The 22,368-nt window shown below is 70.6% G+C and carries 15 protein-coding genes and 1 pseudogene; 11 read left to right on the top strand and 5 right to left on the bottom strand.

Annotation, left to right across the window (positions count from 1 at the left end; all coding sequences use genetic code 11):
• Positions 1-97 precede the first annotated feature (97 nt).
• From ACFY29_RS04790 to ACFY29_RS04815, 6 genes are all read left to right on the top strand, one after another.
• Positions 98-1,231: a hypothetical protein gene (locus ACFY29_RS04790; protein WP_386983426.1), complete on the top strand. Its 1,134-nt coding sequence runs from the start codon at positions 98-100 to the stop codon at positions 1,229-1,231.
• Entirely contained in the window at positions 1,228-2,166 is a 939-nt protein-coding gene (locus tag ACFY29_RS04795; RefSeq protein ID WP_386983427.1) for a fumarylacetoacetate hydrolase family protein, read from the top strand. The genes ACFY29_RS04790 and ACFY29_RS04795 overlap by 4 nt, the downstream gene beginning before the upstream one ends.
• The gene (locus ACFY29_RS04800) at positions 2,163-4,046 is read left to right on the top strand and encodes an acyl-CoA synthetase (protein WP_386983429.1); all 1,884 of its coding nucleotides are present in this window, start codon (positions 2,163-2,165) and stop codon (positions 4,044-4,046) included. Before ACFY29_RS04795 ends, ACFY29_RS04800 begins: the two co-directional genes overlap by 4 nt.
• On the top strand, positions 4,043-4,399 hold the full coding sequence (locus ACFY29_RS04805) for a DoxX family protein (RefSeq protein WP_328418371.1): 357 nt from the start codon (positions 4,043-4,045) through the stop codon (positions 4,397-4,399). The genes ACFY29_RS04800 and ACFY29_RS04805 overlap by 4 nt, the downstream gene beginning before the upstream one ends.
• Entirely contained in the window at positions 4,396-5,934 is a 1,539-nt protein-coding gene (locus tag ACFY29_RS04810) for a bifunctional 3-(3-hydroxy-phenyl)propionate/3-hydroxycinnamic acid hydroxylase (RefSeq protein WP_386983431.1), read from the top strand. Before ACFY29_RS04805 ends, ACFY29_RS04810 begins: the two co-directional genes overlap by 4 nt.
• A 445-nt stretch (positions 5,935-6,379) precedes the next feature.
• Entirely contained in the window at positions 6,380-7,183 is an 804-nt protein-coding gene (locus ACFY29_RS04815; RefSeq protein WP_386983433.1) for a patatin-like phospholipase family protein, read from the top strand.
• A gap of 301 nt (positions 7,184-7,484) precedes the next feature.
• Here the strand turns inward: ACFY29_RS04815 and ACFY29_RS04820 are convergent, their stop codons facing one another.
• On the bottom strand, positions 7,485-8,168 hold the full coding sequence (locus tag ACFY29_RS04820; protein WP_386983435.1) for an SDR family NAD(P)-dependent oxidoreductase: 684 nt from the start codon (positions 8,166-8,168) through the stop codon (positions 7,485-7,487).
• 139 nt (positions 8,169-8,307) lie between these two features.
• Here ACFY29_RS04820 and ACFY29_RS04825 point away from each other — a divergent pair, with 139 nt between their 5' ends.
• Positions 8,308-9,165: a helix-turn-helix transcriptional regulator gene (locus tag ACFY29_RS04825; RefSeq protein ID WP_355614374.1), complete on the top strand. Its 858-nt coding sequence runs from the start codon at positions 8,308-8,310 to the stop codon at positions 9,163-9,165.
• Between the two features lie 84 nt (positions 9,166-9,249).
• On the opposite strand, the gene ACFY29_RS04830 is transcribed toward ACFY29_RS04825, so the two are convergent.
• Positions 9,250-10,161, bottom strand: coding sequence for a DUF1963 domain-containing protein (locus tag ACFY29_RS04830; RefSeq protein ID WP_386983438.1), 912 nt, complete (start codon positions 10,159-10,161; stop codon positions 9,250-9,252).
• Between the two features lie 337 nt (positions 10,162-10,498).
• Here ACFY29_RS04830 and ACFY29_RS04835 point away from each other — a divergent pair.
• The 4 genes and pseudogenes from ACFY29_RS04835 to ACFY29_RS04850 all read left to right on the top strand — a co-directional run.
• Positions 10,499-10,840: pseudogene (locus tag ACFY29_RS04835) on the top strand (recombinase family protein); the annotation flags it as partial.
• Positions 10,841-10,989: 149 nt separating this feature from the next.
• Positions 10,990-11,322 (top strand): hypothetical protein, encoded by a 333-nt coding sequence (locus tag ACFY29_RS04840; protein ID WP_386983440.1) that lies wholly within the window; start codon positions 10,990-10,992, stop codon positions 11,320-11,322.
• Positions 11,323-12,118: 796 nt separating this feature from the next.
• The gene (locus ACFY29_RS04845) at positions 12,119-12,454 is read left to right on the top strand and encodes a hypothetical protein (protein WP_355614942.1); all 336 of its coding nucleotides are present in this window, start codon (positions 12,119-12,121) and stop codon (positions 12,452-12,454) included.
• Positions 12,455-12,517: 63 nt separating this feature from the next.
• Positions 12,518-15,853: a S8 family serine peptidase gene (locus tag ACFY29_RS04850; RefSeq protein WP_386983442.1), complete on the top strand. Its 3,336-nt coding sequence runs from the start codon at positions 12,518-12,520 to the stop codon at positions 15,851-15,853.
• Positions 15,854-15,895: 42 nt separating this feature from the next.
• Here the strand turns inward: ACFY29_RS04850 and ACFY29_RS04855 are convergent, their stop codons facing one another.
• From ACFY29_RS04855 to ACFY29_RS04865, 3 genes are all read right to left on the bottom strand, one after another.
• Positions 15,896-18,649, bottom strand: coding sequence for a BTAD domain-containing putative transcriptional regulator (locus ACFY29_RS04855; RefSeq protein ID WP_386983444.1), 2,754 nt, complete (start codon positions 18,647-18,649; stop codon positions 15,896-15,898).
• A gap of 138 nt (positions 18,650-18,787) precedes the next feature.
• Positions 18,788-19,312: a sigma-70 family RNA polymerase sigma factor gene (locus ACFY29_RS04860; protein WP_355614935.1), complete on the bottom strand. Its 525-nt coding sequence runs from the start codon at positions 19,310-19,312 to the stop codon at positions 18,788-18,790.
• Positions 19,313-19,426: 114 nt separating this feature from the next.
• Positions 19,427-22,240 (bottom strand): BTAD domain-containing putative transcriptional regulator, encoded by a 2,814-nt coding sequence (locus ACFY29_RS04865; RefSeq protein ID WP_386983446.1) that lies wholly within the window; start codon positions 22,238-22,240, stop codon positions 19,427-19,429.
• Positions 22,241-22,368 lie beyond the last annotated feature (128 nt).

A 22,368-nucleotide genomic window follows, 5' to 3' on the forward strand; every position in this document is an offset into this window, starting at 1 on the left:
CCCGGCGACCCTCAGATATGACGGAATCGTCATCCGCACTTGACTGACGCTACACTCGTAAGTGACGATTCCGTCAGCGACTTGCGAGGAGCGGGACATGATCGAGCGGCACGACCCGCACACGGGTCTGCACAGCGAGCAGGGTGCGCTGCCGGGCGAGCACCCCGGGCGGGCCCGCAACCCGATCGTCAAGGTGCACGACCTGGCCTGGCTGGAGTTCCAGAAGCCCGATCTGGAGGGGGCCGAGGTCTTCGCCCGGGCCTTCGGCTTCACGACGTCGCTGCGTACTCAGGACGAGCTGCACCTGCGGGGCACCGACCCCGGATCGCCCTGCGTGCTCATCCGCCGGGGTCCCCGGTCCCGGTTCATCGGCCCAGCTTTCAGGGCGGCCGAGCCGAACGACGTGCTGCGGCTGGCAGACGCGACCGGGAGGACCATGGCCAGCCTGCCGGAGAGCCTGGGCGGGGTGACGGTGGATCTCGCCGACCCGAGCGGGGCGCGGGTCCGCGTGGTCGCGGACACGCACGAACTCCCGGCGCTGCCCACGCGGGCGCCCCTGACCGTCAACGTCGGGCACGACGTGACGCGGGTGAACGCCACCCAGCGGCCACCGCGGGAGCCGGCCAAGGTGCAGCGCCTCGGTCACGTCGTGCTGCAGACGACCCGGTACCTGGAGACGCTCAACTGGTATCTCGAGCACCTGGGCCTGATTGTCAGCGACTTCCTCTACCACGAGGGGCAGCGCGAGCGCGGCCCGATTATGAGCTTCATTCGCTGCGACCGCGGCAGCACGCCCACGGACCATCACACGCTCGCGATGACCCTCGGCCCGGCGAACCGGTACGTGCACTCGGCCTACCAGGTCCCGGACCTCGACTCGCTGGCCGTCGGCGGGGAATACCTGCTCGACCGGGGCTACCAGCGGTCCTGGGGGATCGGCCGGCACATCCAGGGCAGCCAGATCTTCGACTACTGGCGCGACCCGGACGACTTCCTGGTCGAGCACTTCACCGATGGTGACCTGTTCGACCGCACGCTCGAGCCGGGCTGGGCACCGATGAGCGCCTCCGGGCTCGCCCAGTGGGGTCCGCCCGCCACCAAGGATTTTCTCGGAATGAGACCCGGCCGGGAATCGCTTCGCGAGCTGCGCGCAGTCATCGGCGCGCTGCGCGAGGACAACGAATTCGACCTCCACCGCCTCCGCGGCCTGATGAAAGCGTTCACCTCATGAGCATCTCCGTCCTGCGCACCACCGACGCCTGGTGGGTGCTCACCCCCACCGGCGCCGCCAAGGTACACACCAGCGCCACCACCACCGCCGAACTGCTGGCGGACCGGCCGGCCATCGACGCGGCCACGACGAGCACGGACACCGTCCCGGTCGACGACCTCGCCCTGGTCTCCCCGGTTACGGCGCCCTGCCGCGTCGTCGCCCAGATGACGAACTTCGCCTCTCACGTCAAGGACACCAACGGCAATCCCGAGACCGTCCCCCTGACCTTCTTCCGGAAGACCTCTGGCTCGATCAGTGGCCCGTTCGCCGACGTGGTCCGCCCAGGCCACGTGGCGTTGCTGGACTACGAGGTCGAGATCGGGCTCGTCTTCGGCCGCGAAATGCCCGTCGGCACCACCATCACTGCGGACAACCTCGCCGAGTACGTCGCGGGCCTGGTGGTCACCAACGACGTTTCCGCCCGTGACGTCCAGCTGCCCAAGACCCAGTTCTACGAGGCCAAGTCCTACCCAACGTTCACCCCGGTCGGCCCGGCGCTGGTGCTGCTCGACGCCGACGAACTCAAGCGGTTCACCGACCTCCGGCTGAAGCTGTGGGTCAATGGAGAGCTCCGGCAGAACATGACGGCCGCCGACATGATCTACCTGCCGGTCCAGGCGCTGCAGGCGCTGACCCGCTTCCAGCGACTCGACCTCGGCGATCTGTTGCTGACCGGCACGCCCGTCGGGACGGCCTTGAGCGCACCGCCGAAGCCCGTCGAGATCATCGCCTCGCTGCTGCCGCCCGCGGTGAAATGGAAGATGTTCTTCAAGGGCCAGGCCCGCAACCCTAGGTACCTCAAGGACGGCGACGTCGTCGAGGTCACCGTCGCCACCGACGACGGCGCGATCGATCTGGGCCGGCAGCGCACGGTCGTGAGGTACGCCCGATGAGTGGACCCCTGCTGTGGCCGGACTACGCCACGCCCGCGGACCTGGCCGCGATCGAGGCCGTGCCGCTGGAGGCTCGGGGCCTGCCCGAATCGACGTACGCGCTGCTGTCGCGGGCGGCGACGCACTGGCCGGATCGCGCGGCCATCACCGTCCTGCCGGACGCCGCCCGCTGGCGGGAGCCGCTCCCCCGTACCTTCGCCGAGCTCCTGGCCGACGTCCACCGGGTTGCGAACCTGTTCCACGACCTGGGGGTGCGGCGGAATGACGCGGTCGCCCTGATGTCGCCCAACTGCGACGAACTGATCATCGCGACGATGGGCGCACAGCTCGCCGGGATCGCGGCGCCCCTGGGCGGCGGACTGTCGCGGCAGCACCTCGCCGAGCTCCTCCGGCGCTCCGGTGCCCGCGTGCTGGTCACGGCCGGGCCCGAGCTCGCGCCGGACGTGTGGGACACCGCGCAGGCGCTCGCCCGCAACGGCCTGCTCGACGCGATCCTCGTGCTGCGGCCCACCGGGGCGTCGGGCACGCCCCACCCTCTACCGGCCGTCGGCGGCGTACGCGTCGGCTACCTCGGCGAGCTTGCAGCAAGGAAGGACCCGTCCGCCTTCGGCGGTGAGCTGCCCCGATCCGCCGACCTGGCCGCGTTGTTCCACACCGGTGGCACCACTGGCGCGCCGAAGCTGGCCGCGCACACACACGGCAACGAGGTCGCCGACGCGTGGATGCTGGCCGCCAACTCCCTGTTCGACGAGCAGACCGTGGTCTTCGCGGCCCTCCCGCTGTTCCACGTGAACGCCCTCGTCGTCACCCTGCTGGCGCCCCTGTTCAAGGGACAGACCGTGGTGTGGGCCGGTCCATCGGGCTACCGCGACCCCGCACTGTTCGGCGAGTTCTGGAAAATCGTCGAGCACTACCGGATCGCCGCCATGAGCGCAGTGCCCACCGTGTACGCCGTACTGGCGCAGGTCCCGATCGACGCCGACATCAACAGCCTGCAATTTCCGCTGGTGGGGGCCTCGCCGCTGCCCACCGCGGTCCGGGACAACTTTCAGGCCCACACCGGGATAACCCTGGTCGAGGGCTACGGGCTTACCGAGGCGACGTGCGCGAGCGCACGTACCTTTCCCGACGCGTCGCGGCCGGGCTCTGTTGGGCAGCGCCTGCCCTACCAGCGGGTGCGGGTGGTCGCCGCTGACGGCACGTGGGAAGACCGACCCTTCGGCGCAACCGGCGTGCTGGCGATCAGCGGCCCGACAGTCTTCCCCGGCTACGTCACAGACCGTGACGAGAACGGGCCCGTCCTCGACGGACTCGGCAAGCTCGTCGACGGCTGGCTGGACACCGGGGACCTCGCGCGCGTTGACGAGGACGGCTTCGTCTACCTCGCCGGGCGGGCGAAGGACCTCATCATCCGCGGCGGACACAACATCGACCCCGCGATCATCGAGGACACGCTACTGACTCACCCGCAGGTCACCGCGGCCAGCGCGGTCGGGCGCCCCGACGTCCACGCCGGTGAGGTGCCCGTCGCCTACGTCACCCTCATGCCAGGCGCCACCGTAACGGAAGACGACCTGCGCGACTGGGCAAGCGACCGGGTGCCCGACCGCACCGCCGCGCCCAAGACCGTGACGATCCTCGACGAACTGCCCGTCACCGCCGTGGGCAAGCTGTACAAGCTCGCCCTGCGGAAGGAAGCCGCCCGCGCGGAACTCCGTGCCGCGCTTGACCAGACCGCCGGAGTACAGGACATCGAGGCCGCGATCGAGGGCAACTGCATCGTGGCCACTGTGAAAGTTCATCCCTCTGCCCAGGAGGGGGCCATCAAGGCGATCCTGGGCCGGTATGCCATTGAATGGCGATTGGTGGTTGTGTCATGACGCTCGCTGCGTCCATCCTCGCGGTGCTGCTCGCGCTGATCTTCTCTGCCCTGGGCACGGCCAAGATCCTGGCCCTGCAACCGATGCGTGCGCTGGCCGCGGAGGCCGGCTTTCCCGTCGCGGCCTATCGCCGCATCGGCCTGCTCGAGGTCGCCGCGGTGATCGGGCTGCTCATCGGATTGTTCCAGCCGCTGATTGGCATCCTCGCCGGCGCCGGGCTGCTCCTCCTGCTCGGCGGAGCCCTGGTCGTGCACCTGCGCAAGGGAGACGGCCCGCGCAAGTACGCCCCGGCCGTCGTCTGCGGAATCCTGGTCGCCAGCTACCTCGTTCTTCGGGTCCTGGCCACACAATGAACGTCGTTCCGGTAGTGATCGTCGGCGCAGGCCCCACCGGGCTCACCGCCGCGACGCTGCTCGCCCAGCACGGCGTGGAGTGCCTGATCCTCGACCGTTGGGAGTCGGTCTATCCCCTGCCCCGCGCCGTCGCCCTCGACGACGAGGTCCACCGCATCCTGGCCCGCCTCGGGCTCCGGGACGAGTTCGCCGCCATCGCCAGGCCACACCGGGGCCTTCGACTCATCGACCGCAGGATGCGGGTGCTGGCCGAGTTTCAGCGCGACGTCGCGCCGGGCCGACACGGCTACCCCCAGGGGAGCATGTTCGACCAGCCGGAGCTGGAGGAAATCCTCCGTCGGAATCTCACGCAGTACGACAGCGCCACCCTGCGCGGCAGCACCGAGGTCACCGCGCTGACCCAGGACGCCGACGGCGTACGGCTCGACGTCACCGACACGGCCACCGGCGAGCACCAGGTCGTCCGCGCGGCGTACGTCCTGGGTTGCGACGGCGCCAACAGCCTGACGAGGGCCGCTATCGGCGCCAGCATTCAGGACCTGGGGTTCACGCAACGCTGGCTCGTCGTCGATGTGGTCACCAACGCCGAACTCGGCCAGTGGGAAGGCGTACACCAACTCTCCGACCCAGCCCGCGCTGGCACGTACATGCGGATCGGGAAGACCCGCTACCGCTGGGAGTTCCGGCTGGCGCCCGGTGAGACCGCGGACGACTTCCGCAAAATGACCCGGCTGCATCCGTTGATCTCGCGATGGACGGGGAACATCCCCGCTGGGGAGTTGGAGGTGGTCCGTGCGGCCGAATACACCTTTCGGGCGCAGGTCGCCGACCGGTGGCGCGACCGCCGGGTGTTCCTGCTCGGCGACGCCGCCCACCTCACCCCGCCGTTCATCGGCCAGGGAATGGGTGCCGGGCTGCGCGACGCGATGAACCTCGCCTGGAAACTCGCCGGCGTGCTCGACGGGTCCCTGCCCGAGACCGTGCTCGGCACCTACCAGATCGAACGCAAGCACCATACCCGCGCCATGATCAGGCTGGCGAAGTTGATCGGTACCGCGATGACGGCCGGCGGCAGAATGGGCGACATCATCCGCCGCGCGGTGGCGCCACGGCTGCATCTTGTGCCTGGCCTCACGGCCCTGGCCACGGACAGTGAGACACCTGCGCTGCGCCGGTCCGCTCTGGTGCTGCGGCCACGTCTGCGCCGCGCCCTCGCGGGTCGACTGTGCCCGAACGCCATCCTCGACGGCGAGCGCCGCCACGACGACGTGGCCGCTGGGCGCTTCGCGATCGTCACGTCCACCGAGCCGCCCGCCGCCCTACAATCAGACGTCGAACGGTGCGGCGCAGTGCTCATCACTGCGCGGCCCGGAAGCGAACTACACCGATGGCTGAGAGACGGCCGCGCCCACGCAGCAGTCGTCCGCCCGGACGGCACCGTCCTCAGTGCCGGCCGAGATCTGCCCGCGCTCGTTGCCATCCTGCCCGGCTTCAGAGGGAAACTCCCCCGCCCCACGACCAGCACCGGCGAGTAGCCGTCAGACATCGGCGGTGTGCCACGGGTATAGCCCCTCCAGTGCCTGGCACGACATCACAGCCCGGCCGGGCCGGTTCCGGCTGGCCTCCGCCTTCGCACCCGAGAGCATCGAACAGACGATCACCGCGATGGCCGACGCCCAGCCTCCCGGGGCACCCATCCACTCCAGCCATCGCAGCGAAGACGATCATCATCGAATGCGCCGCCAAGCTGGAGCGCTACCGGGCAGCCGCCGCCGCGGCCCTGTCCCGCCTTCCCTGAGCTGGCGTCGCCCATGCAGGGTGACTAGGTCATGAATCGGGCATCTGGTCCCCGGTTTCGTGGTTGAGTGTCCGCACCGACGCGTCGATGAGCCCGCCCGCTATGTCCTACGACTGGGCTCGACCTCCTCGACGTCAAAGCCTCGTGGCCCGATCCGGGTCGGAGCGATGGACGGTGGTTACGTGCGGATCGCGGTGGCACTCGGCGCCGGCGGCGCGCGTGGCTATGCGCACATCGGCGCGATCCAGGTTCTGGAGGAGCGCGGGTTCGACATCGTCGCCGTCGCCGGGTGTTCCATGGGCGCCCTGATCGGAGGGCTGTACGCGGCAGGCAAGCTCGGCGCCTACACCGACTGGGTGCGTACGATCGGCCACCGCGAGGTGTTGCGCCTGCTCGATCCGGCGGTGGGCGCGCCGGGGGCGATCTGGGCCGAGAAGCTGATGGCTCCGGTCAGGGAACTGCTCGACGGCGTACGTTTCGAACAGTTGCCCGTGCCTTTCACGGCGGTCGCGACCGACCTGCTGGCCCGTCGAGCCGTGTGGTTCCGGCACGGTCCGGTGGACGTCGCGGTGCGGGCCTCCATCGCCCTGCCACCCGCCATCACCCCGGTCATGGTCGACGGTCGGCTCCTCGCCGACGGTGGCCTGATGGAGCCGCTGCCGATGGCGCCGACCACGTTCATGCCGGCCGACGCGGTCGTCGCCGTGTCCCTCAAGGGGGCCCGGGCCCAGCCGATGGCGCCTGTCCGGGGTGGCCAGTCTGCGAAACTCCCCGTCGACCTGGGCGCGCTTGATGTCATGAGCCTGTCGTTGGATGCCGTGGCGGACCTCCTCATCCGCTACCAGCTGGCCGGATACCCACCGGACCTGCTGATCGAGGTACCGACGGATGCCGCCCGGACGTATGAGTTCCACCGCGCTGCCGAGATGATCGAGGTCGGCCGGCGGGCGGCTCTGGAGGCCCTCGCGTCTAGGCCGTTCCCCTGACCCTTCGCGGTTGGTGAGGACAGCGCCGCTGGTGTTTCGTCAGACCCGCCGCGCATCGACTACACCTGCGAAGGCTGCTACACGCAGTCGGTCCAGCCGCAGTCGCGGCGATCGGTCAACCGGGCGGGACGTGTGCCTCCGCCCGCCGGTCACAGCAGCGGGCCGAGGGTGTCGATGACCCGGTGCGCAAGATCCCAGACTCAGCGAGACGACGCGCCCAGGACGGACCTGCCGTGGACTCGCCGCTTGCGCCCGTCGACAGGCGCGGGCGTGTGTCCGCAGGCTCGAGCTGTGCGCGGGCTCACCACGGCAGGTGTCCTGCCTCGTCCTGGAAGGTGCCGGTTGGGCCGGTCGCGTCGAGGGTGGCCAGACGTACGACGACTCGGGCGCTCTCCTCGACCGGTCGTCCGATGCCGAAGGCCGCGGTCATGTCGGTGGCGGTGGTGCCCGGCTCAAGGGCGTTGAACTTGATGCCCGGCTGTGACTTGGCGTAGTGCACCGTCAGCATGGTGGCTGCGGACTTCGACGCCGAGTACAGCGCGAGCGGCAGACCGAACTCCGCCCGCTCGGGGTTGTTCACCGCCCAAAACGACCCGGCGCTGCTGGAGATGGTGACGACGTTGGCGTTCGGGGACCTGCGGAGCAAGGGCAGTGCCGCCTGCGTGACACGCACGATGCCGACCGCGTTCGTGTCGAAGGAACGCAGCGCCGCAGGGCCGTCGAGCGCGGTCTCCAGGACGCCGGCGTTGTGCACCAGGACGTCGAGACGGCCCTCGGCCGCGTCGATCGTCGCCAGTGCGCTGCTGACCGAGGCGTCATCGGTCACGTCGAGCTGGACGAACCGCGCCCCGAGCTCGGCGGCGGCCTTCCTACCGCGTTCGGCGTCACGCGCGCCGATATAGACCTCGTGCCCGAGCTCCCGCAGCTGCCTGGCGGTCTCGTAACCGATGCCCTTGTTGGCTCCGGTGATCAGTGTGACGGTCATGACTCCCCCTCGGGTTACGTGGCCCGGACGGGCCGTCGTGAACGCTATGAGCGGCACGCCGACTCACCCAGAGCCCTCTGCAGCCTGGGGTGCGACAGGACCCCCTCCGATCGCTGCACAGAGAGCTAGGGTCGCCCTCATGAGCGAGTCGACGAACGCCCTCGGGGCCTACCTGCGAGCCCGGCGCGAGCTGGTGACGACGCAGCAGGCAGGCATCCCCGACATCGGTGTGCGGCGTGTGCCGGGGCTGCGGCGGGAGGAGGTCGCCATGCTCGCCGGCATCAGCGCTGACTACTACCTGAGGCTCGAACGCGGCCGTGACCGCAACCCCTCCGTCCAGGTGCTCGAGTCGATCGCACGCGTGCTGCAACTCGACGACGACCACTTCGCCCACCTGCTCACACTGGTCGCGGAGGTTCCCCGGCGGCGCAGACGCCGACCGCGCAAGCAGACACCGCCGGCAGGAGCGTTGAAGCTCCTGGAGAGCCTCGTGCAACCTGCCTTCATCGAAGACCGGTACTTCGACATCCTGGCCGTGAACCGCATGGCCACAGCGCTCTCACCCGGCCTTGCCGTCGGCGGCAATCAGTTGCGCGACCTGTTCCTGGACCCGGCCGAGCAAGCGCTGCATCCGGAGTGGGAGAACGTGACGGAATGCTTCATCGCGAACCTGCGGCAGGCCGTGGGAACCCACGTCGACGATCCCCGCTTCATCGAACTCACCGGCGAGCTGTCGCTGGCGAGTCCGCGGTTCCGACAGCTCTGGGCCCGGCACGAGGTGCGCGGACAGCGCGGGACCCCACTTCGGCTCGACCACCCGCAGGTCGGCGAGATGACCCTCAACCGGGAGCGACTGGCGATCAACGGCACTGAGGACCTGATGCTGGTCGTCTACCACCCGGACGCCGGCTCCAGCGATGCGGACAAGCTGGCTCTACTTGCCTCTGCCGTCCTGCCCACTTCAGGTGCGAAGGACAAGGTCGTGAGGCATGCATGACGACTATCGGGATCATCGGCGCCGGCGAGGTCGGTAGCCAGATCGCCCGTGCAGTCCGCGGCCGCATTCGGCGCCGCCGGTGCTCTACTCGCTGAACTCGGTCACGGAAAGCGCCTTGTCCAGCTGACCGGCGGCCAGGTCGTCGTGGCGGATCACAAAACTCCCGTGGTAGAACTCGTCGGCCACGGGAAAGCGGGCGAGCGACACCCACTCGCTCGTCAGCCGGTGCTGCTCCTTCTCCACATGGGAATACCACTTCGCCACGGGGATGACGATCTCGCCGGCCTTCTCGCGACCCGCGAGTGTCTGCTCCGCAATACTCGTGATCACCTCATCGTCGGCATACCCGCCGATGTAGGCGTTGGCGAGCCCTTCGTCAGGCGGCCAGAGGTCGTAGGCCAGAGCACAGAGCTCGTCCAGGTGCGGCAGGTCACGCTCCAGGTCACGGGCCAACTGCTGCTGGAAGGGCGACAGGTCGTCCTCGTCCTCCTCCTCGTCCTCGTCCGTCCCGAACCAATTGGGCAGCTGCGCGAGGAGCGTGGCGCCGACGTCGTACTGCTTGCCGACGAACTCGTAGTTGGTGGGTTCTTCCGCCACCTCGGTATCGGTGCCGGCCGGTACATACACGACTCGCGCGTACCTCCGCTCCCCGGTGGCACTGGCCAGGCAGTCCTCCTCGTGGTCCAGGAAAAAGAGCAGCGCGCCGTCTGCCGGCAGGCCGAAGCCGTCGACTCTCGGCAGCGCCGCACAGTCGACGGAGAAGATGAACGGCAACCGACTGACCCCGGCGAACGGCCAGTCCATACCCACCGGCAGCCGGGGCAACCCACCGAACTGCCCAACCGGAACACCGCCCGAACCCCCGCTCAACCGGATCGACAAACGGAGGTGCTTGGTGAACCTGCTGATCTCGTCGTCCGGGATACCCAACTCGAGCGCTGCACCACGAAACTGCCCCAGATGATCCATAGCCCAAGCATGACGCCACGAAGACACCGACGAGACGGCGAGCCCGGCGACCGGGTGGCCCGCGGCCCGCACACACCGTTGTCGGCATCACCGCCGTGATCGGGTCATCGTGCGGACGTCGCCCAATTGACAACTCGCTCGGAACGAATACGCACGCTGATCGCGGCTACGAGCGTGCACGAGCTGCGCTGGCCGCCGTTCTTGCCGAAGCGTCCCCATCAAGGGCACATCCTGGCGCGCCCTCACCGGCCCCGGACGCTCGGCATCGCCGAAGGACTCACCGCCAACCACGTCCCCTGCCCCTCGGCACACGACCGCGCACGGAATCCACACCGCAGCGTGAATCGCCTCGTCCAAGAGCGCCATCCTCACCAACCCCCGCTACACCGGCCGGCAGGTATGGAACAAACAACGCACCGGCGAAGTCCTCCTAGACGTCGACGATGTAGCACTGGGCCACACCGGAGTCATGCGCTGGAACACCGCTGACAAATGGGTGGTCTCCAAAGACCTCACTCACCCACCTCTGATCGATGACGACACCTCCGAGCAAGCCCAAGCCCTGCTCTCCCGTCGCGCACGAGCCGTCGACCGCCAGGAACGCCAACGCCGCACCCGCAACCCCTATGTCTTCCGCGGATTGATCTACTGCGCCGCCTGCCAGCGCCGTATGCAAGGCCAGTACAACCACGGTGCCGCCTACTACCGCTGCCGTTTTCCTCAGGATTACGCCCTCGCCAACGAGGTGGAAAAACCCGCAACGTCTACCTGCGCGAGGACGCCCTCAGCGACCCGCTTGACCAGTGGCTGGCATCCGCATTCGCCCCGGACTACCTCGAACAAACGATCACCGCCATGGCCGACGCCCAGCCCGTGGATCAACTCACGCCAGTTACGGCCGCAGCCCGGGCCACTATCGCGGCCTGTGACACAAAGCTCGCGCAATACCGGTCTGCCCTCGACGCCGGCGCAGATCCCATGGTGGTCACCGGCTGGATCACCCAGACCCAGGCCGAACGGGCACGAGCCGAAGCCGATCTTCAATCGACCCAGCGAGCGGAGCCACGCCGGATGAGCCGCTCCCAGATCGCCGGCTTGGTTCGAGCGCTCGGCGACATCGTCACCGTGCTGCGCGACGCCGACCCCGACGACAAGCCGAGGTCTACCGGCAGCTGGGCCTCCGGCTGACCTAACAGATAGAAACGCAAACGGTGCGCGCTGCAGTGGATCTCAGCGCGCACCGTGGGGTTATCGTTCGTGTCCGAGGGGCGATCGATACCGCTGCCCCACCGTCACAGTGCATGGACGATCACGTGGTGATCAGCTATGGACGGTAGCTCCGGCGCTCTCGTGCCTTGCAGATAAACGTCCATTAAGGCGCAATGTCCTGCGGGCTATCGCATGGCCACGCGAGGGTGTCGGTCGGAGGTGGACAATCTCGTCGTGATCGATAACTACGCAATGCCTGCAGGTCTTCCTGCCCTCGTCCGTCACTATCAGGGGCAACGCCAAGAAGCCGTCGCGTACATCACGCCATCATGGCAAGCCGCGCTCGCAGGCTCGCCGGACGAAGTATCGGTGTTACTCGACGACCGATGGAGCGATCTAGCTCAAAAGCCCGGCAGGCGCAGGGTCACACGCGATCGTCTCCAAGGAACTGCTAGGCGCCGTCGACCTACACGAGCCGGTGCAGCTTCGGCGTGCACTCGTCATGGTGATGGCCCGTTCGAGACACTGCCTAGTAGTGCTTTGTTAGGTTCTGTGGCGTTTGTTGCGGTGTAACGGTTTCACGGGTTGATGGCAGGTGATGCAGGCGCCGGTCCAGGTCGCGAGTAGTCGTTGCAGCTCGCGGATGACGGTGTAGAGGGTCAGGCCGGCGCAGCCGCTTTTGGGTCCAGGCGCAGTTCGGTGATGAACAGGTGCGCGGCGGTGGCCAGGGTGACGAGACCCCCTCGGCCATACCGACACCACGGAGCTGGCCATCGTGGTCGCCGGTCCGCTGGTGTTCCTCGTCGGCCGCACCGTGTACGCGCTGGTGGTGTTCCGGGCGATGCTGTGGCGGCTGCCGATCGGCGTGGTCGTCCTGTCGGTGGGGGCGCCGATGGCGCGGGGCCTGCCGCCGCTCGCGATCGCCGGGGCCATGACCTTTGGCATGATGGCGATCGCCTTCATCCCGCACTGGGGCAACCGGTGTACCGCACCCGCTGGCACATCCGTACCCGCTGGTGATCCGGCCGCCCACGGCCCCGCCGCCCTACGTATGAGGCAGATGCGCCGGCCGCGCCGGAGCAGCGGCTGTGACGCAGGTCACTCTGGATGAACTTTCACCCGCCGGTCACGTCCGGAGCACCCGGATACCTCTCGCGTTCATCTAGGGAGAATGATGCGGTCAGTTCGTACGTTATCGGCGCTGGCACTGGTGGTGCTGGGCGTCTCGGCGGCGGTTCCGGGAGGGTCGCCGGCGTCGGCGCAGCCCCGGGCCGCCAAGCCGGCGACCACACCCGCGGTCGCGTCCAAGCCCCGGACGGTCACTCTGCTCACCGGCGACACCGTCCACGTCAGCACCGTGAACGGCCAGACGGCTGTCAACGTCGTGCCGGGCAAGGGACGGGAACGGATCCCGTTCATCACCCACAGCGCCGGGGAGGACGTGCGGGTCATCCCCGCCGACGCCGTCGGCCTGCTCAACAGGGGCAAGCTCGACTCCCGGCTCTTCGACATCTCGATGCTGGTCGACTTCGGCTACGACGACACCCGGGCCACCCTGCCGCTCATCGTCGAGCACAGCAGCGCCGCCCCCGCCGGCCTCGCCGGCGCCCGGACCACCCGGGAACTCTCCGGGGCGAGCGCCGTCGCCCAGACCCGCGCGAACGCGGTGTCCTTCTGGAACAACGTCACGTCCGCCGCGAACGGCACCGAGCGGCAGCTGCGGGCCGGGTTCGACAAGATCTGGCTCGACGGGCTGCGCCACCCCACCCTCGACGTCAGCGTCCCGCTGACCGGCGCCCCGGAGGCCTGGAAGGCCGGCTGGACGGGTACGGGGGTGAAGGTCGGCGTGATCGACACCGGCGTCGACCAGACCCACCCCGACCTGGCCGGCCGCGTCGCCGCCGCCGAGAACTTCACCGCCGACCCGGACACCCTCGACCGGGTCGGCCACGGCACCCACGTCGCCTCCACCATCGCCGGCAACGCGGCCGCGTCGCAGGGCCGTTACAAGGGCATGGCGCCCGGCGCGACCCTCTACAGCGCCAAGGTCTGTGTCGAAGAGGGCTGCCCGGAGTCGGCGATCCTGGCCGGCATGACCTGGGCGGCGCAGCAGGGCGTCAAGGTCGCCAACATGAGCCTCGGCGGCCCGGACAGCCCAGAGACCGACCCGATCGAGGCGGCCGTGGCCGACCTCACCCACCGCTACGGCGTGCTCTTCGTCGTCGCCGCGGGCAACAGCGGCGAGGCCGGCGAGTCCACCGTGAACTCGCCCGGCAGCGTGGCCGAGGCGCTGACCGTGGGCGCCGTGACCAAGACGGGCGAACTGGCCTCTTTCTCGAGCCGGGGCCCGCGCGCGGGCGACGCCGGCATCAAGCCAGACATCACTGCGCCCGGCGTCGGCATCGTCGCCGCGCGCAGCTCGACCTCCGACATGCCGCCGGCCGACGAGAACCCGCAGTACACCAGCCTCAACGGCACCTCGATGGCGACTCCGCACGTGGCCGGCGCGGCGGCGATCCTGACCCAGCAGCACCCGGACTGGACGCCCGAGCGGATCAAGTCCACGCTGATGGCGGCCGCCCAGCCGAACACCGCCATCGGTGTCTACGAGCAGGGCGCCGGCTTCCTCAACGTCGCCCGGGCGACCCAGCAGAGCGTCACGGCGAGCCCGGTCAGCGTCGCCTTCGAGCGGAGCACCGCCGCGCAGAAGAGCACGGTCACCTACGCGAACAGCGGCTCTGCCGCCCTCACCCTGGCCGTCTCCCTGGACGCGAAGGACGCCGACGGCGCCCCGGCCCCGGCCGGCCTGTTCAGCCTCAGCGCCTCCTCGGTGACCGTCCCGGCCGGCGGCACGGCCACCGTGACCGTCAACGTGCAGGCCAGCGCCGGCCTGCCCGACCGCTACTTCGGTGGTGAGGTGACCGCCACCGGCGGCGGCGCGCAGGTGCAGACCCCGGTCGCGCTCGACGTCGCCCGCCACCAGCTGAGCCTCAAGCTCATCGGGCCGGACGGCGGAGCGCCCACGCCCGAGCAGGGCTGGGTGACCGTCCTGACCGACCTGGACCGGCAGAGCATCCTGGTGCTCGGCGACCCCTCGACCACCACGTACCGGATCCGCGCGGGCCGCTACCTGGCCCAGACGTACATGGAGAACGGCGACGCGAACTCCCCCCAGATCACCTCGATGGTGCGTCCGAGCCTCGACCTGACCAGGGACCAGGCGCTCACCGTGGACACCCGCCTGGCGAAGCCGATCGCAGTGTCGGTGCCGAACCCGAAGGCCACCGCGGTCTTCCAGGAGTCCGGCTGGACGATCCGGACCGAGCAGCCGCAGATCTGGGGCAGCAACGACCCGTACGGCGTGCTGATGAACGTCCCCTTCGAATACGTGCGGACCGCGCAGATCGGGGCCGGTAAGACCCAGGGCTTCGCCTCCTACGTCCACGGGATGTGGGGCCAGGTGGCCCAGGACGGCAGCCTGCACAACAGCCCTTACGTCTACCGGGTCTACCTCTACGAACCCGAGAAGATGATGACCGGGCTGACCCGCAAGCTGCGCGCGGACGACTTCGCCACGGTCCGCTCCCAGATCAGCGCGGACGTGGCCGGCGTGCCGGTTGCGCGGACCGCGGTCGCGCACGCGCCCGGCAACTCGCCGGTCTACCGCGACGAGCGCGTCGCCCCGCCGAGCTTCACCTACGACGTGCCGAGCACCGTCACCGAGTACTACAACCAGGACAAGAAGGCGGTGTGGCAGTCGACCTCGGCGCAGCTGGGGTACACCTATTACCAGTCGCCGTGGACCAGCTTCAAGCCCGGGCGCACGTACTCGGTGAAGTGGGCCAACGCGGTCGCCGGGCCGGTCTTCCCGGAGCCGAACTTCGGCCAGCAGTACGCCACCCGCTACTGGGGCGACACGATCGGCGGGCCGGGGCCGCTGCACGGTGACGGCGCTGGGCACATGGGCTTCCGGCACGTCGTCGGCGGCAGCGTGCAGGTGGACCTCTACCGCAACGGGGTCAAGATCGGCGACGCGAACGAGGCGCCCTGGGTGTGGGACGTGCCGGCGGAGGCAGGTGACTACCGGCTGGCCGCGACCTTCCGCAGCGACCCGGCGTTCACCCTGTCGACGGTGGTCGACGCGGAGTGGACCTTCAAGTCCGCGCACGTGAGCGACGGCAAGCTGGTGAAGCTGCCGATGACGGCGATCCGGTATACCCCGGAGCTCGACATCGACAACCGGGCGCCGGCCGGCCGGCTGTTCGCGATCCCGGTCTCGCTCGACCGTCAGATCGGGGCGGGGCCGGGTCGGACCAAGACCTTGACCGTCGAGGCGTCCTTCGACGACGGCAAGACCTGGCGGAAGCTGTCCGTGCAGCGCTCCGGCGAGAAGGCGGTCGCCTGGGTGAACAACCCGGCCGGCACCGGCTTCGTCTCGCTGCGGGCCGCTGCGACGGACACCAGCGGTAACACGGTCAAGCAGACCGTCATCCGCGCCTACCGGTACTGAGGGTCGGCCCCGGACGCGGCGCCCGTCGGCGCCGCGTCCGGGTCACCGGTGCCAGAGCAGCCGGTCGCGGATCCGCCGGGCCATCGGCGAGTCCGTCCCGTCGAGCTCGGCGAGGGCCTCGCTCCACGCCTGCCCGGCCAGCGCCGGGTCGCCGTTGGCGGAGTGGAAGTCACCGATGGAGACGAGCACTTCCGCGGCGTGGTGGGCGGCCCAGGCGTTGCGGAAGGTGTCGATCGCCTGCTGCCAGGTCGCCATCGCGTGCGGCAGGTTGTCGATCATCGAGTACGTGTGCGCCAACCAGGCCTGGGCGGTGCCCACCCCGTGCAGATCGTCGAGGGCCTCGAACTGCCGCCGCGCCTCGATGAACATGCCCAGCGCCTCGGCGTGCCGGCCCAGCCAGCCCTGTGCCCGCGCGATGGCCAGCAGGGCGTTGGTCGCGCCCCGCGCGTTGCCTTCGGCGCGAAAGAGCGCCCGCGCAGCCTCGGCATGCTCGATCGCCTCGTGGTAGCGCCGCTGCTCCAGCCGGATCTCGGCGATGTTGTTCTCCACGTGACCCTGCTCGGTGCGCCGGCCGAGCCGGTCGAAGAGCGCCCGAGCGTGCTGCAGGTGCGACAGACCACGGTCCAGATCGGCCAGGAAATAGTAGGCGCCGGCGAGGCTGCGGTGCAGCTGGGCCTGGGCGGCGGGGTCGTCATCGGTCGCGGCGAGGCCGTTGCTCGCCACCGCCGCCCACTGCTTGAACTGCGCGGTGTCCTGGAAGAAGTTCTGCAGGGCCAACGCGATCAGCCAGGCCGTGCGAGGCCGGCCGCGCTCCTTGGCCCGCGCGACGATGTCGGTCAGCACCCGCTGCTCGGCGGCGAACCAGGCCATCGCGTCGGCCCGTCCGGTGAAGCCGCGGCCGGTGACCCCGAGCTCCGCCGGCTCCGGCGCCGGCAGCGGCACCTGCGGCTGCAGGGGCAGCTGAGCCGCGTACGCACTGAGCTGGTAGTAGTCGTAGACCCGCTCGATGGCAGCGTCCCGATCTGCCGCGTCGTCGTGCTCCTCGCCGAGTTCCACGGCATAGGCGCGCAACAGATCATGCATCCGCCAGCGGCCGTCTCCTGGCTGGACCAGCAGCTGCGCCCCGAGTTCGGCGAGCAGGCCGCGGGCGGAGCGCAGGGACACGCCGCCTAGGGCGGCCGCCGCTTCCGTGCTCAGCCCTCCGGCAGGGTGCAGGGGCAGCAGCCGGAAGAGCCGGGCCGCCTCGGGAGTCAGGGCCCGGTAGGACCAAGAGAAGATCGCTTCCAGATCGGCGTGCGCGTCCCCGAAGCCGGCCAGCCGGCCGTCGGCCTCGGCCAGCTCACAGGCGACCGCGGGCAGGCTGAGCCCGGGCCGGCCGACGCTGCGGGTGGCGACCAGCGCCAGGGCCAGCGGCAGCCGGCCGCAGCGCGCGATGATCTCGTCGACGGCGGCCGGGTCGGCGACCGCCGCGTGGCCGAGCCGGCGGGCGAGCAGCTCGCGGGCCTCGCCGTCGGTCAGCAGGTCGAGGTGCAGCGGGTGGGCGCCCGCCGGGCCGGTCACGTCGGTGATCCGGCGGCGGCTGGTGGCGATGACGAGACTGCCGCCGGTGCCGGGCAGCAGGTGCCGGATCTGGTCCCAGTCGCGGCAGTTGTCGAGCAGGATCAGCATCCGGCGCTCGGCCAGGATGCTGCGGTAGAGGCCGGCCTGGGCGTGCAGCTCGGACGGGATGGCGGCCGGCGCGACCCCGAGGGACCACAGGAAGCCGCGCAGCGCCTCCGCCGGTGTCATCACCGAGTCGCCGGAGTCGAAACCGCGCAGGTCCGCGTGCAACTGCCCATCGGGATACCTGGCGGCCAACTGCTGGGCCAGGTGCACCGCGAGGGTGGTCTTTCCGACGCCGGGCATTCCGTCGATGACCAGCGCGGTGGTCCGCCGGTCTTCGGCCAGCAGCCCCTCCGCTGCGGCCACGACGTCACGGCGGCCGGTGAAGTAGGGGTGGTCGGCCGGCAGCTGCGCCGGCAGCTCGGCCCGGGTCGACGCCGGGGCGTCGTGGTCGAGCAGGCTGTCCCGGGCCGCGCGCAGGTCGCCGCCCGGCTGGATGCCGAGCTCGTCGGCGAGCCGGTGCTCGATGTCGGCATAAGCCGCGAGGGCCTCGGCCCGCCGGCCGTCCGCGGCGAGCGCGAGCAGCAGCCGTGCCTGCAGTGCCTCGTCCAGCGGCTCGTACTCGGCGGCCAGTCGAATCGCGGGCAGCACCGTGTGGACGTACCCGGCCCGCAAGGCGGCGTCGGTCGCCGCCCGGACGGCCGCGAAGCGCTCGCCGTCGACAGCGACGAACTCCGGATGGGTCCGGCCTCCGGTCTGCAGGCCCGAGGCGCACCGGTCGCGCCAGAGCGCCAGCGCCTCCTGGTAGAGCTCGACGGCCGGTTCGCCGGAGCTGTCAGCGGCCTGGGCGACCAGGCGCCGGAAACGCAGCAGGTCGAGCGACTCCCCGTCGATCCGCAGCTGGTATTCGGCGCCGTCGCGAATCAGCACCGAGCCGGCTGCCCGCGTCGGCAGGCCCGGCTCGAAGCGCCGCCGGAGCATCCCGACATGCCGGTGCACCACGTTGACCGCGCTGGGTGGGGGATCGGACTCCCAGAGCAGGTCGACGAGTTCGGCGACGCTGACTGCGCCGCCGGCCCGGGCGAGCAGTAACGCCAGGATCAGCCGCTGCTGCCGGGTGCCCAGGTCGATCTCGGACTGGCCGCGCCAAGCCCGTACCGGGCCGAGAACTGCGAAAGAGAGCGGGCTGGTCATCTTGATGCGATCCGTTTAGGGCTGGTTGCCACGATCGCCGCAGCATGGCAGGGCCCGCGCCGCGAGACGGGGCGCGCGTTGCGGCAATGTGATCTTCGACTCAGCGGACGAATCACCGGCCGGCGAAGTCTTCCCTGCTCAGGCCGCCTTGAGGCCGGTGCGCAGGGCGCGTAGCGCATAGTGGGTCCGGGACTTCACCGTGCCGATCGGGACTCCCAGCCGGCCCGCGACCTCTTCCGGTGACCGCCCGACCAGGTAGACCTCGGAGAGCAGACTGCGCTGCGCCGGGCTCAGTCGGCCGAGCGCATGTTGCATGGCATGCGAGGCCAGCGCCGTTCCGGTGGTGTCGTCCCTGGCGGGGATCCAGCTCATGTCGACGAGATGGACCTCGGCCGGGCGGCCCCGCCGCAGCCGGACGCCGTCGATGACGAGCCGCCGGCCGACGGTGAAGAGCCACCGGCGGGCGGCATCGGGCTCGGCCGGCACCGAGTCGAGGTGGCGCCAGGCCCGCAGCATCGTCTCCTGGAGCAGATCCTCGGCGGTCTGCCGCTGGCCGTGGGTCAGCACGAGCAGGAGTCGCAGCACGGCACGGGCGTGCTGCGCGTGCAGCGCGGTCATGCGCTCGGCCCGGCTGGCCGGTGATTCGTCGGGTGCCTGCAGCACGGCATCTCCCTCACACGCAGGAGCAACGGTGATTGAGGCAGGAGCCTAGGGACGATCGATGCGAATGGACTGACGCGTAAGTGCGGATCGAGTGCCGTCGCCGATCGCAATCGGTCACGGACGCGACGTGACCGCCGCGAGCAGGCCGGCCAGCCGCCGGCCGGTCCGGGTCTGTGCGTACGGGATCAGGGCCAGCGCCTCCCGCCACGCCTGCACCGCGGCGTCCTGCTCGCCGGTGGCGGCGAGGGCGTCGCCGAGCAGCGCCAACACCTCCGCGGCCGGCGCTGGCGCCGAGGCCTCCTGGTAGGCGACGGCCGCCTCGCGCCAGCAGTCGACCGCCGTGCCGAGCTCCCGGCGAGCGAAATGCGCCTGGCCGAGCACCTCCCACGCCTCGGCGATGCCCAGCCTGTACTGCGCTCCGCGCGACAGCGCCATCGCCTGCTCGGCGCAGCGCACGGCCTCTTCCGCCCGGCCCAGCTCGGCGTTGCTTCCGGCCATGATCACCAGAGTGTCTGCGAGCAGTTTGTCGTCGCCGACCGCCCGGGCCGGCCCCAGCGCCACGGCAAGCGTCCGGAGGACCTCCTCGTGTCGCCCCTGGGCGCCCAGGATCATCGCCCGGTTGATCCTGGCCCGGGGCTCGTCGGGCAGGCCGAGCCGGGCGAGCAGCTCGACCGCCCGATCGAGATGCCCGACCGCGGTCTCGTGCTCGCCCCGGAAGTAGGCCGCCCCGGCCAGGCTGCGGTGCATCCGGGCCTGCCCGACGAGGTCGCCGCCGGTCCGGGCGGCATCGAGGGCCACCTGGCCGGTCGTCGTCCATTCGGCCCACCGGCCGCTGCGGTCGAAGAAATGCTGCATGCCCAGGGCGAGCTGCCAGGCCTCGGTGTGCCGCCCCTGCCGGGCGGCCCGACCGACCAGCGCGATCAGGACCTGCCGCTCGGCGGCGAACCAGCGCATGGCGTCGCCGTGGCCGGCGAAGCGCAACGGGGTATCGCCCGGCCCCGGCTCGATCAGCGGGTGGTACTCGGAGGTCAGCAGCCGTCGGTCCGCCTGATAGCAGGTGGCCCGGTAGAACTGCAGGCAACGCAGCTCCGCGGCGGCGCGCTCGGCCGGGCTGTCGATCTCCTCGCCGAGCTCCCTGGCGTAGGCCAGCAGCAGGTCGTGGGTGCGGTAGCGGCCCGGCAGTTCCTCGCTGATCAGGTGCGCTCGGCTCAGCTCGCCGATCAGCGCCCGCCCACTGCGCACCGAGACGCCGGCCAGGCCCGCCGCCCCGGCGATCGAGATGTCGGGGCCAGGATGGATCGGCAGCAGCCGGAACAGCCGGGCGGCCGGGGCGGAGAGTGCCTGGTAGGACCAGGAGAAGGCGCCACGCAGGCCGGTCTGCGGGTCGTCGCCGCCGAATCCGTCCAGGCTGCCGGGTGCGTGGGCCAGCTCGGCGGCGATCTGCGCCGGTGGCGTCCGCGGCAGGCTCGCCGCGCGGGCGGCCACCACGGCCAGCGCGAGCGGCAGCCGCCCGCAGCTGGCGATGATGGCGTCGATCGCGGCCGGGTCCGCCGCGACGGGGCCGGCAGCGAGCGGCCCGAGGAGCGCCGCGCGGGCCTCGTCGAGGCTCGGCAGACCGACCGGCAACGGGTGAGCGCCGGTCGTGGTCAACAGAGTGCTGAGCCGGCTGCGGCTGGTGACGATCACCAGACAGTCGGGGCTGCCGGGCAGCAGGTGCCGGATCTGTTCGGCGTCGCGGCAGTTGTCGAGCACGATTAGCAGGCGCCGGCCAGCAAGGCTGCTGCGGTACATGCCTGCCAGGGCGTGCAACTCGGCGGGAATGCCCTGCTGGGGCACCCCGAGCGAGCCGAGGAAGCCGCGCAGCGCCTCGGTCGGGCTCATCGCCTGGTCCCGCCCGTCGTACCCGCGCAGGTCGACATAGAGCTGCCCGTCCGGGTAGCCGGCGGCGAACTCGTGGGCGAGGTGGACGGCGAGGGCGGTCTTGCCGATCCCGGGCATGCCGTCGATCGCGAGCACCGCCGACCCGCCCGGGCGCGCGACCGCCGCGCGGGCCTCGGCGATGAGGTCGTCCCGGCCGCTGAAGAAGGGTAGGTCCGGCGGCAGCTGCGCGGGCCGGGGCAGTGGCGACGGTGACCCGGTGCGCGCCGGCCCGGTGCGCTGGTGCAGCAGCCGGTCGTACGCCTCCCGCAGCTCCTCGCCCGGATCGATGCCCAGGTCGTCGGCGAGCCGGCGGCGCACCACCTGGTACATCTCGACGGCCTCCGCCTGGCGGCCGTCGGCGGCGAGCGCGAGCAGCAACCGGCTCTGCAGCGACTCGTCGAGCGGGTGCTGCTCGGCGGCCTGCCGCAACGGCGCCAGCACCGCGCTCAGCCGGCCGCAGCGCTCGGCGGCGTCGGCGGCCTCGCGCACGGCCTGGGCGCGTTCGTCTTCCACAGCGAGGAACGCGGGATGCAGACGGGAGGCCGGCTCCAGGCCCGCGGCGCAGCGGCCGCGCCACAGCCGCAGTCCGTCGAGGGAATACCGCAGCGCCGACTCCGGGTCGCCGTCCTGCAAGCTCCGGCCGGCCAGCCGGCTCAGCGACCGGAACTTCAGCAGGTCAAGGGACTCCTCGTCGGCGCGCAGCCGATAGCCCGAGAGCTCCCGAAGGATGTGCTGGCCCGCCGACCGGTTGGGCAGGCCGGGCTCGAGCAGCCGCCGGAGCACCCCGACGTGCCGGTGCACGACGTTCGCGGCGCTGACCGGGGCCTCCTCGTCCCAGAGCAGGTCGACCAGCTCGGCCAGGGAGACCGGTGAACCGGCCCGGGCCAGTAGCAACGCGAGTACCAGGCGCTGCTGGCGGGCGCCCAGATGCAGCTCGGTGCCGGCGCGGACGACCCTGATCGAGCCGAGCACCGAGAAACCGATCGTCTCGCCCGCCTCCGCCCGCACACCGGCAACGGTAACCGGCCGATCGGCACCTGGAACTTGCGACCACGGGCCCAGGGACGAGGTCGAAGGCTCGCCTCCGGTAGGCCTGGCTTCCGGGTGCCGTCCCCGCCGCCTCAGCCCTCGGCGTC

Origin of the sequence: Micromonospora sp. NPDC000668, from assembly GCF_042897975.1 — a bacterium.
Classification (GTDB): Bacteria; Actinomycetota; Actinomycetes; order Mycobacteriales; family Micromonosporaceae; genus Micromonospora.

What these genes read in the sequence shown, in the direction of transcription:
- ACFY29_RS04790 (WP_386983426.1), top strand. Translation starts at nt 98, where the DNA reads ATGATCGAGCGGCACGACCCGCACACGGGTCTGCACAGCGAGCAGGGT.
- ACFY29_RS04795 (WP_386983427.1), top strand. Translation starts at nt 1,228, where the DNA reads ATGAGCATCTCCGTCCTGCGCACCACCGACGCCTGGTGGGTGCTCACC.
- ACFY29_RS04800 (WP_386983429.1), top strand. Translation starts at nt 2,163, where the DNA reads ATGAGTGGACCCCTGCTGTGGCCGGACTACGCCACGCCCGCGGACCTG.
- ACFY29_RS04805 (WP_328418371.1), top strand. Translation starts at nt 4,043, where the DNA reads ATGACGCTCGCTGCGTCCATCCTCGCGGTGCTGCTCGCGCTGATCTTC.
- ACFY29_RS04810 (WP_386983431.1), top strand. Translation starts at nt 4,396, where the DNA reads ATGAACGTCGTTCCGGTAGTGATCGTCGGCGCAGGCCCCACCGGGCTC.
- ACFY29_RS04820 (WP_386983435.1), bottom strand. Translation starts at nt 8,168, where the DNA reads ATGACCGTCACACTGATCACCGGAGCCAACAAGGGCATCGGTTACGAG.
- ACFY29_RS04825 (WP_355614374.1), top strand. Translation starts at nt 8,308, where the DNA reads ATGAGCGAGTCGACGAACGCCCTCGGGGCCTACCTGCGAGCCCGGCGC.
- ACFY29_RS04840 (WP_386983440.1), top strand. Translation starts at nt 10,990, where the DNA reads ATGGCCGACGCCCAGCCCGTGGATCAACTCACGCCAGTTACGGCCGCA.
- ACFY29_RS04850 (WP_386983442.1), top strand. Translation starts at nt 12,518, where the DNA reads ATGCGGTCAGTTCGTACGTTATCGGCGCTGGCACTGGTGGTGCTGGGC.
- ACFY29_RS04855 (WP_386983444.1), bottom strand. Translation starts at nt 18,649, where the DNA reads ATGACCAGCCCGCTCTCTTTCGCAGTTCTCGGCCCGGTACGGGCTTGG.